16 protein-coding genes are annotated in these 16,161 nt (G+C 38.7%); 7 read left to right on the top strand and 9 right to left on the bottom strand.

Features of this window, described 5'->3' with window-relative positions:
* Positions 1-90 precede the first annotated feature (90 nt).
* A complete protein-coding gene (locus tag EZ444_RS05180; RefSeq protein WP_131607655.1) occupies positions 91-390 on the top strand; it encodes a hypothetical protein in 300 nt (99 codons plus the stop codon).
* 16 nt (positions 391-406) lie between these two features.
* On the opposite strand, the gene EZ444_RS05185 is transcribed toward EZ444_RS05180, so the two are convergent.
* On the bottom strand, positions 407-2,173 hold the full coding sequence (locus EZ444_RS05185) for a sensor histidine kinase (RefSeq protein WP_131607656.1): 1,767 nt from the start codon (positions 2,171-2,173) through the stop codon (positions 407-409).
* 143 nt (positions 2,174-2,316) lie between these two features.
* Here EZ444_RS05185 and EZ444_RS05190 point away from each other — a divergent pair, with 143 nt between their 5' ends.
* Both EZ444_RS05190 and EZ444_RS05195 read left to right on the top strand, forming a co-directional pair.
* Complete coding sequence (locus tag EZ444_RS05190; protein WP_131607657.1) at positions 2,317-2,904, top strand: porin family protein; 588 nt, start codon at positions 2,317-2,319, stop codon at positions 2,902-2,904.
* Between the two features lie 112 nt (positions 2,905-3,016).
* Positions 3,017-3,289, top strand: a complete 273-nt coding sequence (locus tag EZ444_RS05195) for a hypothetical protein (protein WP_131607658.1) — start codon at positions 3,017-3,019, stop codon at positions 3,287-3,289.
* Positions 3,290-3,298: 9 nt separating this feature from the next.
* On the opposite strand, the gene EZ444_RS05200 is transcribed toward EZ444_RS05195, so the two are convergent.
* The 3 genes from EZ444_RS05200 to EZ444_RS05210 form a co-directional block, all read right to left on the bottom strand.
* Positions 3,299-4,219: a YihY/virulence factor BrkB family protein gene (locus EZ444_RS05200; RefSeq protein WP_131607659.1), complete on the bottom strand. Its 921-nt coding sequence runs from the start codon at positions 4,217-4,219 to the stop codon at positions 3,299-3,301.
* A 126-nt stretch (positions 4,220-4,345) separates the two neighbouring features.
* A complete protein-coding gene (hppD, locus tag EZ444_RS05205) occupies positions 4,346-5,476 on the bottom strand; it encodes a 4-hydroxyphenylpyruvate dioxygenase (protein WP_131607660.1) in 1,131 nt (376 codons plus the stop codon).
* 61 nt (positions 5,477-5,537) lie between these two features.
* A complete protein-coding gene (locus tag EZ444_RS05210; RefSeq protein ID WP_131607661.1) occupies positions 5,538-6,704 on the bottom strand; it encodes a homogentisate 1,2-dioxygenase in 1,167 nt (388 codons plus the stop codon).
* Positions 6,705-6,772: 68 nt separating this feature from the next.
* Here EZ444_RS05210 and EZ444_RS27130 point away from each other — a divergent pair, with 68 nt between their 5' ends.
* From EZ444_RS27130 to EZ444_RS05225, 4 genes are all read left to right on the top strand, one after another.
* Entirely contained in the window at positions 6,773-6,925 is a 153-nt protein-coding gene (locus tag EZ444_RS27130) for a hypothetical protein (protein WP_165503531.1), read from the top strand.
* Between the two features lie 183 nt (positions 6,926-7,108).
* On the top strand, positions 7,109-8,440 hold the full coding sequence (locus EZ444_RS05215) for an anaerobic C4-dicarboxylate transporter family protein (protein WP_131607662.1): 1,332 nt from the start codon (positions 7,109-7,111) through the stop codon (positions 8,438-8,440).
* A gap of 77 nt (positions 8,441-8,517) precedes the next feature.
* On the top strand, positions 8,518-9,513 hold the full coding sequence (locus EZ444_RS05220) for a fumarylacetoacetate hydrolase family protein (protein WP_131607663.1): 996 nt from the start codon (positions 8,518-8,520) through the stop codon (positions 9,511-9,513).
* Positions 9,514-9,516: 3 nt separating this feature from the next.
* On the top strand, positions 9,517-10,404 hold the full coding sequence (locus EZ444_RS05225) for a flavin reductase family protein (protein WP_131607664.1): 888 nt from the start codon (positions 9,517-9,519) through the stop codon (positions 10,402-10,404).
* Here EZ444_RS05225 and EZ444_RS05230 read toward each other — a convergent pair.
* From EZ444_RS05230 to EZ444_RS05250, 5 genes are all read right to left on the bottom strand, one after another.
* The gene (locus tag EZ444_RS05230) at positions 10,399-10,935 is read right to left on the bottom strand and encodes a C40 family peptidase (RefSeq protein WP_131607665.1); all 537 of its coding nucleotides are present in this window, start codon (positions 10,933-10,935) and stop codon (positions 10,399-10,401) included. The two genes, EZ444_RS05225 and EZ444_RS05230, sit on opposite strands and share 6 nt — an antisense overlap.
* A 62-nt stretch (positions 10,936-10,997) precedes the next feature.
* Complete coding sequence (locus EZ444_RS05235) at positions 10,998-11,699, bottom strand: SDR family NAD(P)-dependent oxidoreductase (RefSeq protein ID WP_131607666.1); 702 nt, start codon at positions 11,697-11,699, stop codon at positions 10,998-11,000.
* 129 nt (positions 11,700-11,828) lie between these two features.
* A complete protein-coding gene (locus EZ444_RS05240; protein ID WP_131607667.1) occupies positions 11,829-13,613 on the bottom strand; it encodes an aromatic amino acid hydroxylase in 1,785 nt (594 codons plus the stop codon).
* A gap of 90 nt (positions 13,614-13,703) precedes the next feature.
* Complete coding sequence (locus tag EZ444_RS05245) at positions 13,704-14,195, bottom strand: GtrA family protein (RefSeq protein WP_131607668.1); 492 nt, start codon at positions 14,193-14,195, stop codon at positions 13,704-13,706.
* 4 nt (positions 14,196-14,199) lie between these two features.
* The gene (locus tag EZ444_RS05250; protein ID WP_131607669.1) at positions 14,200-16,128 is read right to left on the bottom strand and encodes an LTA synthase family protein; all 1,929 of its coding nucleotides are present in this window, start codon (positions 16,126-16,128) and stop codon (positions 14,200-14,202) included.
* Positions 16,129-16,161: the final 33 nt, after the last annotated feature.

Here is a 16,161-nt window from a genome sequence, read left to right on the forward strand (position 1 = left end):
CAACAGTTACTACCAAAAATTAAAACATATTGGCCAGATAATTGGTTCATTAACTAGTAAATAGAACGTTAATCTTTTAAAAATTGAGATATGGATACTTTAAAAAAGTTTGAATTAATGGAGAAGATTGTAAGAGAGTTGGGTGATTTGCAGAACTCACAGCAGGCAATTATCCAAAAAATAGGGAAAATTGAAGTTGACAATATTGAGCTTGGGGATAAAAGATTAGATAAAGATCTTTCCGATATGCATCAACGGGTAGCAGATAACCTGGATACCATTGTGGCGATTTTGACGTATTTTGAGGATAAAACCAATAATTTCGGAGATAAAAATAATGTTGATGCACTAAAAGAGCAGCAAGCCATTAATGGCGCAACCGGACAATAAATTGGTGTATTAGATTTTATAGCTCACTAATTGGCAAGAACAGCTGGAATTTGGTGCCTTTGTCAACTTCACTGGTGACTTCCATTTTTCCACTGTTCCTTTCCATAAAATCTTTGCAGATTACCAAACCCAGACCTGTACCTTTTTCATTCATGGTGCCTCTTGTGGAAACACTCGAACCATTGATCAGCATTTTTAGGGCTTCCTTTGACATGCCCATGCCATTGTCTTCAATAGATAGAATCATTTGATAGTGTTCGTTATAAACAGCCGTAATATTGATCTCGCATTCCTCATTGCAAAACTTAATGGAATTGTTTAAAATATTTCTGACTACAATTTGGATCATGAGCATATCGGCATAAACAATCATGCCCGGAAATACATCATGTATGATGTGAATACGCTTTATCGCTGCCGAGGGAAGGTGATAGTTCACTTCGTTGATGATCATGTTCCTCAATTCGAAATGCGTTTTGTTGATGCCATAGCCTTTTAGCTGGCTTCTCGACCAATGTAAAATGTTTTCTAAAAGATCAGTGGTATAAAGAATATCTCTGCTGAGTTTTGGAGCCAGGGTTTTGAACTCCTCGACAGTAATCATATCTGTATTGACCATTTTTAGGACTTCTGATAAATTTACCAAAGGCCCTCTAAGGTCATGTGCGATAATAGAAAATATCCTATCCTTTAATTGGTTTAACTTTTTAAGTTCTTCGGTTTGTTGTTTGGATTTTAAAGCATCAGCCTTTACAGCAGTTAAATCCTGAAGTTTTATAACTGTAGCTTCATTGTTTAGTTGATTGTCGTTTAGGTACATAACGTCTGCTTCCAGATCAAATGTAGATTGGTGAATTTGAACTTTCATTTCAATCTTCCCTGAATTGTGATTTTTCAGAAAATCGAGCAGTTCGTTTTGCTGTGGAAATAAGAATTCAATCTGTTCCCCAATAATTTTGTTTTTTTTATCTTCTTGAAGATATTTTTTGAAAGCAAGATTACAATCAATTACCCTGTTTTTACCATCTAAAACGAGATAACCATCTTGAATAAGGTCCAGTACCTTTTCTCTGGCAACGGGAAGAATGTCAAATAATTTAAATCGATAAATAGCCATTGAAATCAAAGCAATGGCTACAATAAATGCAAAGGGGGTAAGATCGAGATTGTCGAATGGACGTACACCGAGTAAGTAAGCAAGGTTAACCATCCAGGGGATTAATGCGGCAACAAATATGGTGTAATTTTGTCTTCTGTAGATGGCGTCGGCTTTGCGGAAGGTAGAAAGGATGAGATAACTTCCTATCCCCATAAGTAGATAGAAATAAATAGTGAAACACCTGTACCATATACCCGGTTCTATAACAAGTGTTGGGAACGGGCCCGAATGGTCGAGACTAAGGCTTTTGTATTGTAAATGATGGTAATCATTTGTCCACACTAATAATATGGTGATCAGGGATACACTTAGTAAAACGCTGAGGTTTAGCGGTTTCTTGTACCATGAATCTTTGCCGGCTAGATGTAAACAAAATAAAAACCAATTTATAGGTAGCGTTGTTATGCCTAAGTATTCAATGTTGATGAAAAAACGGATCTGACTCAGTGAATCACTGGCGAGTTCAAAGCCATAACCTAATGACCAAATGGCATTAGACAATAGCATGAACCCAAAAAATCGGACAGCTTCCCCTTTTTTCTGAAATAATCGGTACGAAAAAAAAAGAGTAACAATGCCACAGAAAATTAGCGTAATGGCGTACGAATTAAAGGTGAAATTCATTCGAATAGATAAAGATGATTAACCGCGCTGAAAGTGTTTGAAGCATTGTTATAGGTGTAGATATAAAACTACGTAAATTACTTTTCAATTGAAAAAAATTCTTAGTTTTACATAGATAATTTAATCATAAACTTATCCATCCTATGAAAAAAATAATTTTATCCGCATTGCTTGTCTCTTTAAATCTGGTTGCATTTAGTCAGGTTTTGCCTAGTTTTCAATTGGGCCTTAAAGGTGGAGCAAATCTTTCTAAATTAAGTACAGAAAATACTTTCAGCAGCGACAATAGAGCTGGTTATTATGTTGGTCTATGGACACGTATCGGTGCGGCAGGTATTCATCTGCAGCCGGAGTTGTATCTGAGTGGTAAAAACTCAACATTAAAGGATGCATCAGGCCAGGAAAATAAAGTGAAATTTACCAGTATGGATGTACCAATTCTTGTTGGTACTAAGTTTGGTGCTGCCGGAATTGGCTTACGTTTAAATACAGGCCCTGTAGTATCGTTTGTATTAAGTGATGATCAATCTTTAAAGGATGCTGCAGGAAGTGCATTTAAGGGTGATTTTAAAGGTCAGAACTTTGCATGGCAATTCGGTGCCGGCCTGGATGTGGGGAATTTAGGTGTCGATTTGAGGTACGAAACCGGACTTTCTAAAATTGGAAAAAATGGCTATGACGATACAAAATTGAGTTTGTTTACTTTAGGGTTGGCTTACAGGTTGTTCTAAAAACAGAAAGTTTTCCACATTTTGTGTAAAAGGGTAAGTTCTAGTAATTTACCCTTTCTTTTTGGCGTTATAATTGTTCTTGTATCTCTCCCTAACTTAATTATATACTGCTATGAAAATTAAAGAGTTGCTTTTAAATGGAAAGAGCTTTTCGGAGCTTCTGAAACAGTTTTCAATTGATGCTGCAGACGTCACAATTCAGGATGAAGAGTTAATTCTTTCTGAACAGTATTTAAGACACAAGGAAATTGTAAAAGAAAGTATTTGTATTGAAGGAAAGAATAAGGACGGAATAGTTAACTTTTTTGGAACCTTGCATTACAACTTACTTAATAAATTGGCTGTGTTTGAAATGCAGGGATTTGAGCAGGTTGCCATCAGGTAGTCATGTGCTTTAAGCATCTTTTATTACTTCTTTTATCTCGTAGTTAAACGTACCTTTAATAGGTTGTATCGGCGTTTCTTTGTCGTCACTTAGTATTTTGACATAGCAGGCGCCGAAATAAAATATAAAAGAAGAATAAAATACAAACAGCATAATCAACACAATAGATCCCGAAGTGCCGTAGATATTGCCTATCCCACTTAATGGAAGTAGTATGCGCAATAGGTATTTACCTATCGTAAATAATATTCCTGTTAGTAGTCCACCCCTGATCGCAGCATCCCAGGTAGGTCTTCCATTGGTTAAGAATTTGAAAAGGATCGAAAACCAAGTGGTAACGATCGCTATAAACAAAAGCTGATTAAGTACGGATAAGAATATCTTTCCAAAAGTAGGAGCCGCTGTATTTACATAGTCGCCAATAAAGCTTTGTACACTGTCTGTAAGTAGGCCGACAAAGAACAAGATACCCGCTAGTAATATAATAATCATGGAGCGGCCACGTAATTTCATTTTAAACATAAAACTCGAATGCTCTTTGATGCCAATAGACCAGATTTGGTCCATGGAGTTTTTAATAACATTAAATAAGGTGGTGGCCACAAAAAGAAAAAAAACAAAACTAAAAAGGGTCGCATACCAATGTTGATCTATACCCCTTATATTTCTTAGTGTTTGTCTGATTTGTAAGGTACTTCTATCATCTAAAATGTTGGCTAATCTCTCAAAGAGACGCCTTGCCAGTTCTTTTCTATCTATAAAAAAGCCGAATAACCGAATGAGGATTAATAGAATTGGAGGAAGCGCGAAATTTGTAAAGAAGGCTGTAGCACCCGCTAAGCGTAAGGGGTCATTTTTTTGGAACAGCTTAAACGCAGCACCAAATCTGGTAAAAAAAAGCCTTGATCTGTAAAGTATGTTGATTTCCATTCCCCGCGTATTGCCTTAGACTTCGAAAATAGCTATTTTTTTTAAATCGGGGATACCGGAGCCAATAAAAAAACGGACAACCTTATAAAAGGTTGCCCGTCCCGTTTTTAAATGAATAAGAGGTTTTTATAAGTTCCCTCTTAGTTCCTGTTCGCGTTCTAAAGACTCAAATAAGGCTTTAAAATTGCCGGCACCAAATGATTGGGCACCTTTACGCTGAATAATTTCAAAAAATAAGGTTGGACGATCTTCTACAGGTTTTGTGAAAATCTGCAACAAATAACCTTCCTCGTCACAATCTACCAATATCCCTAGCTCCTTAAGTTGAGCAATTTCCTCATCGATTTCGCCAACTCTTTCTGGCATCATATTGTAATAGGCTTCAGGGGGTGCACTTAAAAACTCAACCCCTCGAGCTTTTAATTCCTTTACTGTAGTCAAAATATCTTTTGTAGCTACTGCAATGTGTTGCACCCCTTCGCCTTCGTAAAATTCTAAATACTCTTCAATCTGTGATTTCTTTTTGCCTTCGGCTGGCTCATTGATCGGGAATTTGGAGAATCCATTTCCATTACTCATTACTTTACTCATCAATGCCGAGTATTCGGTATTGATTTGCTTGTCATCAAATGAAAGGATATTCACAAAACCCATTACATCCTCGTACCATTTCACAGTTTCGTTCATCCTGTTCCAGCCTACATTACCCACGCAATGATCTATGTACAATAATCCTGCATCAGAGGGATTGTAATCACTGTTCCAATCTCTATAACCCGGTAAAAAAGTACCTGTATAATTTTTGCGTTCAATAAACATATGTACAGTTTCGCCATAGGTATAAATCCCCGACATACGAACTTCACCATGCTCATCAGTAAGCGTAACAGGTTCCATATAAGGTTTTCCACCACGTTTAGTAGTTTCCTCAAATGCGCTATAAGCATCGTCTACCCAAAGTGCCAAAATCTTAACACCATCACCATGCAATTTTACATGCTCAGCAATCGGGCTTTCTGATTTTAAAGCGGTAGTTAATACCAATCTAATTTTTCCTTGCTTCAATACATAAGAAGCACGGTCGCGCACCCCTGTTTCCGGACCAGCATATGCTAGCGATTGGAAACCAAAGGCCGTTTTGTAATAATGAGCTGCTTGTTTAGCATTACCCACATAAAACTCTATATAATCCGTTCCATTTATTGGAAGAAAATCCTGCGCTTTGGCAATCTTTTCTGCAAATGTTTGTGTTGACATTTTAGTTCTTTATAATAATAAGTTAGTTAGTTCTTTTTTGCCTCAGCTCTTAATCGCGCTGCTATTCAATGTTTTCTTGCCAGCTCCGATGATAGCTTTCATCTTCAATATTTACCGCATCTTCCGTTAACATTAAAGGGCGGAAAGGATCAATCATTACAGCCAGTTCCTCTGTACTTTCTTTCCCAATTGATTTCTCAACAGTACCCGGGTGCGGACCATGAGGTATACCCCCTGGATGTAAGGTGATCTGTCCTTTTACGACACTTTTCCTGCTCATAAAATCACCATCAACATAATACAATACCTCATCACTATCTACATTGCTATGGTTGTAAGGAGCAGGGATAGACAGTGGATGATAATCATATTTACGTGGAACAAATGAACAGATCACAAAGTTGTGTCCCTCAAAAGTTTGATGAACTGGAGGTGGCTGATGTAGTCTACCAGTAATAGGCTCAAAATCATGGATAGAAAAGGCCCATGGATAGTGAAAGCCATCCCATCCTACAAAATCAAAAGGGTGGGTGCCATAAGTATAAGGATACATGATACCTTGTTTTTTGATGAGCACTTTAAAATCACCGTATTCATCAATTGTTTCCAAATCCTGCGGACGTCTAATGTCTCTTTCGCAAAAAGGAGAATGCTCTTCTAGTTGTCCAAAAGCATTTCTATAACGTTTAGGTGTACGTATTGGGCTAAAGCTTTCTACAATGAATAACCTGTTTTTCTCGTCGTCAAATTCCATCTGGTAAATGGTTCCTCTTGGGATCACCAGGTAATCACCGTATTTAAAAGGTATTTTTCCAAATCCTGTTTTTAGCGTTCCAGTACCTTCATGGATAAAGATCACCTCATCAGCCTGACTGTTTTTATAGAAATAATCAGTCATAGATTTTCTTGGTGCAGCCAACGAAATGTGGAGGTCGCTGTTTACCAGTACTGGCTTACGACTTTTTAAATAGTCATCTTCGGGCTTAATGTTAAAGCCGATCAGACTGGTATGTTTTAAATGCTTTTCTCTCGCTATTTTAGGCTCAACAGAATAAGGTTCGCCCAATGCTTTTACGATGGTTGGTGGGTGACAGTGGTAAACAAGGGAATACAAACTTGAAAAACCCTCTGTCGAAACCAGTTCTTCAGCGTAGAGTTTTCCATCTGGTTTCCGAAAAACCGTATGGCGTTTAGGAGGAATAGATCCTAATGTATGATAAATTGGCATTGCAACATTCAGTTAATTGGTTAGAATAATATGGTAATAACGATAAAACGACGAAAACGTTTTATCAAATGGCATTAAAAGAGGAAATGCTATATGGAATATTGAGCGAAAATGATTTTAGAAAGCATGGCATACCTGAATGCGGCCAGGGCTTGCGTGGCTACTTGATTTTGGTATGTGAAACAGCTTTTTATCATTTTCTATTGCGTCTGCTAAATTAAGTATTTAATCCAGTAATAACCAAAATAATAAGACAGATATTATTTTAAGGAATGTTATTTCGCTACAAATGTTACATGGGTTGCTTAGCTAATATTAATTGCTGGTAGAAGGTTGTGTATTAAAATTAATTATATATTTAGGCTTTCATAATAAGAATAATTAAAATATAAATAATTTATACAATGATTTGGATACAGCTAGCAGTTTTAATTCTGCTGATATTGGTAGGTGCGCGAATGAAAGGAGTGGGACTAGGGGTAATGGGTGCTGTTGGTTTACTGATATTTTCATTAGGTTTTGGCTTAAAACCAACCACGCCACCAATAGATGTAATGTTGATCATCCTGTCTGTAGTTACCGCTGCGGCTGCTTTGCAAGCTGCCGGCGGAATGGATTATATGGTAAGCATAGCTGAAAAAATACTACGTAAAAATCCAAATCACATTACCTGGCTTGGTCCGTTGGTTACTTATACCTTTACCCTTGTAGCAGGAACAGCACATATTATTTACTCATTGCTGCCTATTATTGCAGAGGTAGCTACTAAAAAAAGAGTAAGGCCAGAACGCCCGCTTAGTATTTCTGTAATTGCGGCTCACATGGCCATTACAGCAAGTCCTATTTCTGCGGCTACGGTGGCCCTCACTGCTTTATTGGCTCCAAAAGGATACGAATTAACGCATATACTTATCGTTGCTATTCCGGCAACCATTATCGGTGTGCTTGCTGGGGCACTTGTGGCGAACAGACAAGGAAAAGACCTGATGAAAGATCCTGAATTTTTGGAGCGATTAAAAGATCCTGAGTTTGTGAAGTTGCTGGATGGTGATCCGGCAGATCAAAAAGCAGAAAAAATTTTCAGTACCGAATCTAAAAGATCAGTATATGTATTTCTTCTTGCTGTATTTAGCGTAGTCGTATTTGCTGCAATGCCTGCTCTTCGTCCTTCGTTTCTTACGGATGGCAAAATGCAAGCCATGCGTATGGTCGAAATGATCGAATTGTTGATGCTTGCAGCTGCTGCAGCCATTGTTTTTGTCTCAAAGATTCCAGCTACAAAGGTCTCTCAATCTAGTATTTTTAGATCTGGAGGTGAAGCTGTAGTCTGCATATTTGGGGTGGCCTGGATGAGCGATACTTATTTACAAGCGCATATGCCTTTCTTTGAAACACATTTAAGCGCATTTGTGACCGAACATCCATGGACTTTTGCGATCGCCTTATTTGTGATGTCTATTCTTTTGTTTAGTCAGGCCGCTACGGTACGTGCATTAATGCCACTAGGTATTGCATTGGGTATTCCAGCTCCAGCACTCATCGCGATGTTCCCTGCTGTTAACGGTGATTTTGTGATTCCAAGCTATCCAACATTGGTGGCTGCGATGGGATTTGACAGAACCGGTACCACTAGAATAGGTCGGTTTTTAGTCAATCACTCTTTTATGCCTTCCGGTTTAACCACAGTAACGGTAACGATTGCTGTCGGCTTTTTGATCGCTGCCATTGTGCTTTAACTTCGTTGATATTGTCGGGCATTTGTTTAATTTTATATAGCTTTGGGCAACTACTTAAAAATAAATAATACTGACATATGAAGCTGGTATCCTATAAAACAGAAGACAGAGAACACCTTGGTGTTTTTGTAGAGGGACACATTTATAACTTAAATTCATGCGATAAGCTAATTCCTGATGAAATGAACGCCTTTTTGCAAGGTGGTGAGGAATTGATGGATCGCGCTAAGAAAGTAGACGCGCAAATCAAAGCCGGGGAAATGGAGCCTAAGGAGGAAGCTTTTTTCGAATTATTAGCACCTGTTCCGCATCCAACATCTTGCAGAGATGGTTATGCATTTCGTCAACACGTAGCGGCTGCACGTAGAAACCGTAAAGTAGATATGATTGCTGAGTTTGATCAGTATCCTATTTTCTATTTTACCAACCACAATGCTATTCAAGGACCTGGTGAAATTCAATGTATGCCTGATCATTTTCAAAAGCTTGATTTCGAGCTGGAAGTAGCCGTAGTAATCGGTAAAAAAGGCCGCAACATTACTGCTGCGGAAGCTGATGGTTACATTGCAGGTTATATGGTGATGAATGACATGAGTGCCAGAACACTTCAAATGGAAGAAATGCTTTTAAATTTAGGCCCTGCCAAAGGAAAAGATTTTTCTACTGTAATTGGACCATGGTTGGTTACTCCAGATGAGTTGGAAGCTTATAAGACTACTGCTAAACCAGGGCATACTGGAGATGTTTACGATTTAAAGATGACTTGTATCGTTAATGGAGTTCAGGTATCTGCAGGTAGTACAGCTGATATGGACTGGACATTTGCCGAAATCATTGAGCGTTGCGCTTATGGTGTTGATATTTTACCTGGCGATGTAATCGGTTCTGGTACAGTAGGTACAGGTTGTTTCCTTGAGTTAAATGGTACTGGACTATTAAACGATCCAGCTTTTAAACCACAATGGTTACAAGATGGTGATGTGGTAGAAATGGAGATCACTGGTCTTGGTCATTTAAGTAATACCATTCGTAAAGTAGATACTGACTTTTCTATTCTGGCTTTTAAAAAATAGAGAATGTTAACGATAAATACGTCAGATTTGACTCCGGCGCAATTGCAAAACTATATGCAGTATGCAATTGCGCCGAGGCCAATTTGTTTTGCCACTACGATAGATCAGGCTGGGAATATCAATCTTAGCCCTTTCAGCTTTTTTAACATGTTTAGTACCAATCCGCCGCTGTGTATTTTTTCGCCGGCAAGGAGGGTGCGCGACAATACCACCAAACATACTTTAGAGAATGTATTGGAGGTTAAGGAATGTGTGATTAACATTGTCAATTATGCGATGGTACAGCAAACAAGTTTGGCCAGTACCGAATATGGAAAAGGAGTAAACGAGTTTGAAAAGGCTGGTTTTACGATGTTGCCTTCGCAGTTGGTTAAACCACCTCGGGTAGCTGAAGCGCCTGTGCAGATGGAATGTGTAGTACGTGAGGTGATTCATTTGGGAGAGAATCCAGGTGCAGGTAACCTAATCCTGGCGGAAGTTAAGGTTATTCACATCAATGAAGATATTTTAGATGAGGATGGCAAAATTGATCAAGCTAAAATAGACCTTGTGGCTCGTTTAGGGGGCGACTGGTACTGTCGGGTTACACCGGAGAGTTTGTTTAAAGTAGCTAAGCCATTAACCACTTTAGGGATAGGTGTAGATGCTTTGCCTAAAGGGGTGCGAAATTCAAAAGTACTGACAGGGAATGACCTCGGTATGCTTGGTAATATAGAGCATTTGCCTGCTGATGAGGATATTGATGCCATTAAAGGCAATGACGAAGTAAAGGAAATATTCGATGCTACCATAGGTGATGCCAATAACCGTGAGCGCGAGCTGCATGAACTGGCTAAGCAATGGTTAAGCAAAGGGAATGTAAATGATGCTTTAAAGGTGGTGCTGTTATAAAATACTAACCACCTTCAGAAAACGCTTTTTGTAAAATCCTTCGTCTAAACTGGAGATGGTTACTCCTTTGGCATTTCCTGAAGAGGAGTGGATGAATTTAACCTCGTCGCCATTTATAGAATAAATAATACCAACATGACCGGGAGTCCGGGATCTGCTGTTTGTTCCAGTGAACAAGATCACGTCTCCGATTTTTGCGTCTTCCAACTTTTTGGCTTCCCCGCTTGTTGCAAATTCTCTTGACGAGCGGGGTACCTTAAATCCGAAATTACTAAATACATAGTTTACAAAACCAGAGCAATCAAAACCTCTGTTAGGGCTACTTGAGGCCGATCGATAACGGATACCGAGCATGGACTTTGCAAAGTCCAGTAATCGGTTAGGTGATCCCGTGTTTTTGATCTGATTTACAGGGTTTGGGTCTGCAAGTTTGCTAACCAACTGCTGATATTGAACAGGAACTGTTGTCTGCGATTTGGCCGCAAATACACTAAGAAATAGAAAATAGAATAGAATAGGGAGTCTCTTCATATCAATAGGCATAAAGATATTAAAATTATACTTTAGCCCAAATGTTGTTGATAACTTGTTGGTTATGGTGTTGTTACTGCTACTGGGATGATTTTTCCGTTGAAAAACTTATGTCCAGTACGTGCAAAATCGGCAACATACTTGCCCATCTCGAAGGCCAGAACAGGAGATTGATAGCCCGGAAATGCTTGTTCTAGCATTTCTGTTTGCGCCGAACCAAGGGCCAGACAATTGACCTTAATGCCTGTTTCCAGGAGTTCAAAAGCAAGGCATTCTGTTAAGGCATGCAAAGCAGCTTTACTGGCAGAATAGGCTGAAAGTCCAGGGAATTTTACACTACCCTGAAAGCCACCCATACTACCGATGTTTACAATGTGACTGTCATTGCCCATTAATGGTAGTAAGTGTTGGATCATGTTGAAATGTCCGAGAACATTGCTTTCAAACATATTCGCCATATCCGCAGTACTGGTTTCCGAAAACGGCTTGTTGATCAATGAACCTGCATTGTTGATTAGGATGTCTATGTTGCCCAGCTTTTGTTTAAGAAAAGGTACCAATGCGGCATAATCATCATTTACAATATCAAATTCTACCGGAAGTAGTGTACAATCTGGAGTAATACCTTTAGCGATTTCAAGTAATTTCCGCAGTTTATCTGCTGATCTGGCGATACAAACTACTTTATTCGCCTTATTAAGGGTAAATTCTAGGGCTGCTTCAAAGCCAATTCCACTGCTGGCACCTGTTAATACAATATTCATTGGTATTCTTTTAATTCTTAAATAAACGCTTCGTCATCCTGAATTTATTTCAGGATCTCGCAAGAGAAAGGCTGCCCTGCAAGTCCGAGATCCTGAAATAAATTCAGGATGACGAAGCGACGTAAGATGTTAATCTTCGTTGTTGATCAATTGTGTTACTGGATTTTCGATGACATGTAAGCCATCGTTAATTAACTTGGTATGATCGGCTTCATTTGCTGATTTAAGTTCCAGGTAATTACGGACTTCTTTTTCCAGTTCAGGGTAAAGCTGCTTGTGGTATAAAATCTCCAAAATTTCCATAGCCGAAAGCCAGTCATGTCGGTATTCCGATTTCAGGCGCTCAAACAAAATAGGTAATTGTTCTTGATTCGTTCCGTTTTCCCTGATTTCACGCACGGCTCTATAGATGGCGTGTAGCTGCTGCGTTTTCTCGTCGTAAACTACTTTATGTGTTTGCTTATCGCTAATGTGGGTAATCTCTTCGTAAGCATCTTTATCTGCCGCTCCGTTAAATACAGAAACGATAGATTCACCTACAGCCATATCATACATTCCCCATTCTGGTTGGAAAAGCACATTTCCATTACTTTCCTTAACGGTACAATCTTCAAAAGAGATCAAAATGGTCTTGTTTTCATGTTGCAGGATTTCTTTAACCAATCCAGTTACGTGAATACCACTTTCAAAAGTTAGGTCTGCACGTTTATCGATAGCAATTCCTAGTTCTTTTAGTTGTTCCAGACTTAAATCTTCAAAAGCAGTAGTCTGATTTTTCAATCTTCCTACCGGTGAGGAGAAACCATCTTTATGGTAAAACTTGCCATGTCCTTCAAGTTGTTTGTTCGCTATAGCAATGGCCGATGGGCCTGTTGTTTTTATAAAAGTAAGTGCGTCGTTACCATCAATACCCATGTCTGTAAATATTCCGGTTACCTGTAGGCCTGAGCTGTATACCGCTGTTGCTGGATTTTTACATTCAATTGCTTTTACAATACTTTCTGTTCCACCTTTTCTAAAGGCCATGGTGTCGGCAAATGTCTCTAAAACATCAATTAGGTTTTGGAAGTTCTCCGTTACAAATAGTTGTGGCTGCGGCTTAGTAATGTCGTAGCTGTAATTCAGTGTATCTATGTTGTACCACAGTTTTTCTACTTTATCGCTCATGCAACTAGAGCTTTCGCCAATAGAAGAAAGTAAGCCTGCGCCGTAAATTTTAGGGTCTTCCAGTGTACCTATTAAACCATATTCTACAGTCCACCAATGCAATCTACTCAGTAAAGCCATTTCGGATGGTTCGCCCATATTTTCACTAATCTGCTGCAATTGCTTTTCTGCTCTTGCAATATCTTCGGCAGGCGCGTCAACAGCTTCTTTTAAAATAGAAAGGCTGCGGATGGACTCGTACAATTCAAAATCTTTTGAAGAGAACATGGCCTTAGCTCCGATAGAACCAAAATAGCTTAAATAGCTATTGTAATCCGCATCAGCAATGATGGGTGCATGACCAGCTGATTCATGGATAATATCTGGTGCTGGCGTGTATTCAATATGATTGATCTGACGGATGTCAGCAGCAATCACCAACACATGATAAGCCTGGTATTCCATAAATGCAGAAGGAGGGATAAAACCATCTACAGTAACGGCTCCCCAGCCTATTTTGCCAAGGTTATCGTTCATGGTTTGCAGATCAGGAATATGCTCAATGCTTAAGCCTGCCCGTTGAAGACCTTTGATATAGGGATAAAATGCTACGTGCTTTAAATAACTATAATTCTGACGCATTACATAACGCCAAACCGCCTGATCTATAGGCGTATATTTTTCATAGTGTTGATCAACAATAAATTGCCTTAAATGCTTCGGTAGCTTAGCTACCTGCGGATTATTAAAGTCATTAAAATCACTCATTTTAACCTTTGTTTTTTAAGAGGCAAATATACTCAATACTTAAGCTATCCACCAAAAAAAACGATGTGCTGACCTTGAAATGAGATTTCGTTAGGGGTGTTTTTTAACTCTGAAAGTGAAATGCTTTTGTAGAAAATAACTACATAGAGAGAGGGTAAGGGTGATGAAGGCTTGCGACACAGATGGATAAAAATGTAATCCCTCTACCATGTATTTCAGCATGGCCAGGTTAAGTCCGAAGTTGATCGCTAAAACGGCAGCATATCTGAACATTTGTATCCTTCCTTTTAAGTTTGATTTGGTAAAAACCAGGTACTTATTTAGGGTAAAGCCAATCGAAAAGCTAATGAAAGTGCTGATAATTAAGGCTGCAGAGTGTGCCGTGATCAGTTTTGGTAGAAAAGGGAAATCAACGTGAATATTTTCCTGGTGCAAAATCCAGTTGTAGGCAATATAATAGCTCACAATTCCGCAGGCTGCTGTAGTACCGCCTGATACAAGATATCTGAAAGTATGTAGAGGTAGCCAGTTAGAGAAGGGCGGGTAAAAAAAGTCTATTATTTTTAACAGGAATTTACGCATGTAATTATTTTACTGTTAGTTTATTTTCAATCATCCTGTTGTTGTATTGCTGAACAAAAGCTTTTAGGTATTTTTCCATCTTCTGGGCTACTAACGGTTCTTTATCCAGTATGTTGTTCTTCGTAAGCCTGTCGGTTTTTAAATTATACAACGAAAGGCTTACTTTTCCATCATTGATCAGGAGATAATCTCCCTGATAAAAACTAAAAGTACCATCGTTATTGTTTACCGCAAAGTTATCTTGATTTTTATTAAAAGCATCAAAGCCTAGTGCAAAGTAAGGTTTATCGTAATTCAGATAATTTAAAACGGTAGGCATAATGTCTATTTGTTGCATTATTTTATCCGTTTTTCCTTTTAAATTTCCGCCCGGATAATATAAGAGGATGGGAATAGAAAAATAGCCAGGCGTAGTTTGGTACTCCGGAAAGTAAGATAGGGTAGCATGGTCGGCACACAATACAAATAAGGTGTTTTTATACCAGGGCATGGTCGACGCCGTTTTAAAGAAGTTGCGTAAGGCCATATCTGTATACCCGAATAATTCTTGTACCGGAAGTGGACCTTTAGGGAACTTGCCAACATATTTTTCTGGTATTTTGAAAGGATGGTGGGAGGATACAGAGAAAAAGGCCGAGAAGAATGGTTGTTTTAGTGTGTTCATGGTTTGGGCCATGTATTGCATAAACGGATCGTCCCAAATCCCCCAGGTACCATCAAAGTCCTCAGGTTTGTTGTATTCATTTAGTCCGTAGTAATGCTTAATTCCTGCTAAGTTCGTGTAAGACGAAAAGCCCATTGAGCCATTTGGCGCACCATGGAAAAATGCAGTTTCATATCCTTCATCACCTAAGATCTTGGCAATACTAGTTGTTTTATTCCCTGAGTATACCGAAAGGATAAAGGGTTCCCGGATAGAAGGTATTCCTGAAATTATGGATGGTAATGCATCAATAGATTTTCGTCCGTTGGCATAAGTATGGGTAAAAGTATAGCTCTGGGGGATCAGAGAATCTATAAAAGGGGTATAGCCTTTATATTTTCCATCCATCAAATCTTTGTTTAAACCACCAACATGCTCTTTCCCTAAACTTTCGATGATCAGAAAAACGACATTCAGCTTTTTAAATGTAGCGGTATCTGCAGGTTGATGGATTGGGTTGTAAATGGAATTTAAGGTTTGCTCGTCGTAGTAGTTTACCGGCTTCAGCTTTGATGATTTCAGTGTTCTAAATATACAAAAGGGCGTGTTTAGCACTAAGCTCATTTGATCGGGTGTATCTACAAATTCGCCGGCATTACTTAAGGTAATAGGCCTGGTTTCAGAACCTATTCCACCACGTATGCCTACTATACATAGTACTGCAACAACAGCCATAATCACGGTTTGCAGCAGATATTTTGGCCATTTAAAACTCTTTTCTTTTTTAACGCTAATCTTATCGTATAGTCTGATGAAAAACCAGATAAAAGCAGCATAAAGTATAATGAGGTACCAGTAATCGCTTAAAAAATCTACCAGCAGTTTAAACTTATTTTGTTCATCGCTAAACTGGCTAAAAACAGTGGCTGTGGTTCTTTTAAGTGTATATTTATAATAAGCAAAGTCCGCAAAGTTGGCCAAAATACCAATGCTGTTGCTAATAATGAAAAGCCATTTGCAAAAGCGTTGGTAGCCATTATTATACTTGAAGGGAATAGGAAGGAGGTGTAAAAAGATAAATATAGCATTGATATAGATCAGTGCTGATACATCGAACTTTAGTCCGCCCCATAAGATGTACAGATATTTGGATAGCGTAATGTGCTGAAATAGTGTGTGGTTAAAAGCGTAAAATGCGATTCGGCATAAGGTATATAGCTCCATGATGATCAGGAAGCGGTAGGCCAGGGCCAGGTACAGATTTACTGCAATAGGATTCTTTCTTTTCAAACGATCGTAGTTGAGGCCGCCAATTTAAGAATT

Origin of the sequence: Pedobacter hiemivivus (assembly GCF_004331685.1) — a bacterium.
Classification (GTDB): domain Bacteria; phylum Bacteroidota; class Bacteroidia; order Sphingobacteriales; family Sphingobacteriaceae; genus Pedobacter; species Pedobacter hiemivivus.

Coding starts and splice junctions, on each gene's coding strand:
- EZ444_RS27130 (WP_165503531.1), top strand. CDS start 6,773: ATGGCATTAAAAGAGGAAATGCTATATGGAATATTGAGCGAAAATGAT.
- EZ444_RS05190 (WP_131607657.1), top strand. CDS start 2,317: ATGAAAAAAATAATTTTATCCGCATTGCTTGTCTCTTTAAATCTGGTT.
- EZ444_RS05235 (WP_131607666.1), bottom strand. CDS start 11,699: ATGAATATTGTATTAACAGGTGCCAGCAGTGGAATTGGCTTTGAAGCA.
- EZ444_RS05185 (WP_131607656.1), bottom strand. CDS start 2,173: ATGAATTTCACCTTTAATTCGTACGCCATTACGCTAATTTTCTGTGGC.
- hppD (WP_131607660.1), bottom strand. CDS start 5,476: ATGTCAACACAAACATTTGCAGAAAAGATTGCCAAAGCGCAGGATTTT.
- EZ444_RS05220 (WP_131607663.1), top strand. CDS start 8,518: ATGAAGCTGGTATCCTATAAAACAGAAGACAGAGAACACCTTGGTGTT.
- EZ444_RS05215 (WP_131607662.1), top strand. CDS start 7,109: ATGATTTGGATACAGCTAGCAGTTTTAATTCTGCTGATATTGGTAGGT.
- EZ444_RS05210 (WP_131607661.1), bottom strand. CDS start 6,704: ATGCCAATTTATCATACATTAGGATCTATTCCTCCTAAACGCCATACG.
- EZ444_RS05240 (WP_131607667.1), bottom strand. CDS start 13,613: ATGAGTGATTTTAATGACTTTAATAATCCGCAGGTAGCTAAGCTACCG.
- EZ444_RS05195 (WP_131607658.1), top strand. CDS start 3,017: ATGAAAATTAAAGAGTTGCTTTTAAATGGAAAGAGCTTTTCGGAGCTT.
- EZ444_RS05230 (WP_131607665.1), bottom strand. CDS start 10,935: ATGAAGAGACTCCCTATTCTATTCTATTTTCTATTTCTTAGTGTATTT.
- EZ444_RS05225 (WP_131607664.1), top strand. CDS start 9,517: ATGTTAACGATAAATACGTCAGATTTGACTCCGGCGCAATTGCAAAAC.
- EZ444_RS05200 (WP_131607659.1), bottom strand. CDS start 4,219: ATGGAAATCAACATACTTTACAGATCAAGGCTTTTTTTTACCAGATTT.
- EZ444_RS05180 (WP_131607655.1), top strand. CDS start 91: ATGGATACTTTAAAAAAGTTTGAATTAATGGAGAAGATTGTAAGAGAG.
- EZ444_RS05245 (WP_131607668.1), bottom strand. CDS start 14,195: ATGCGTAAATTCCTGTTAAAAATAATAGACTTTTTTTACCCGCCCTTC.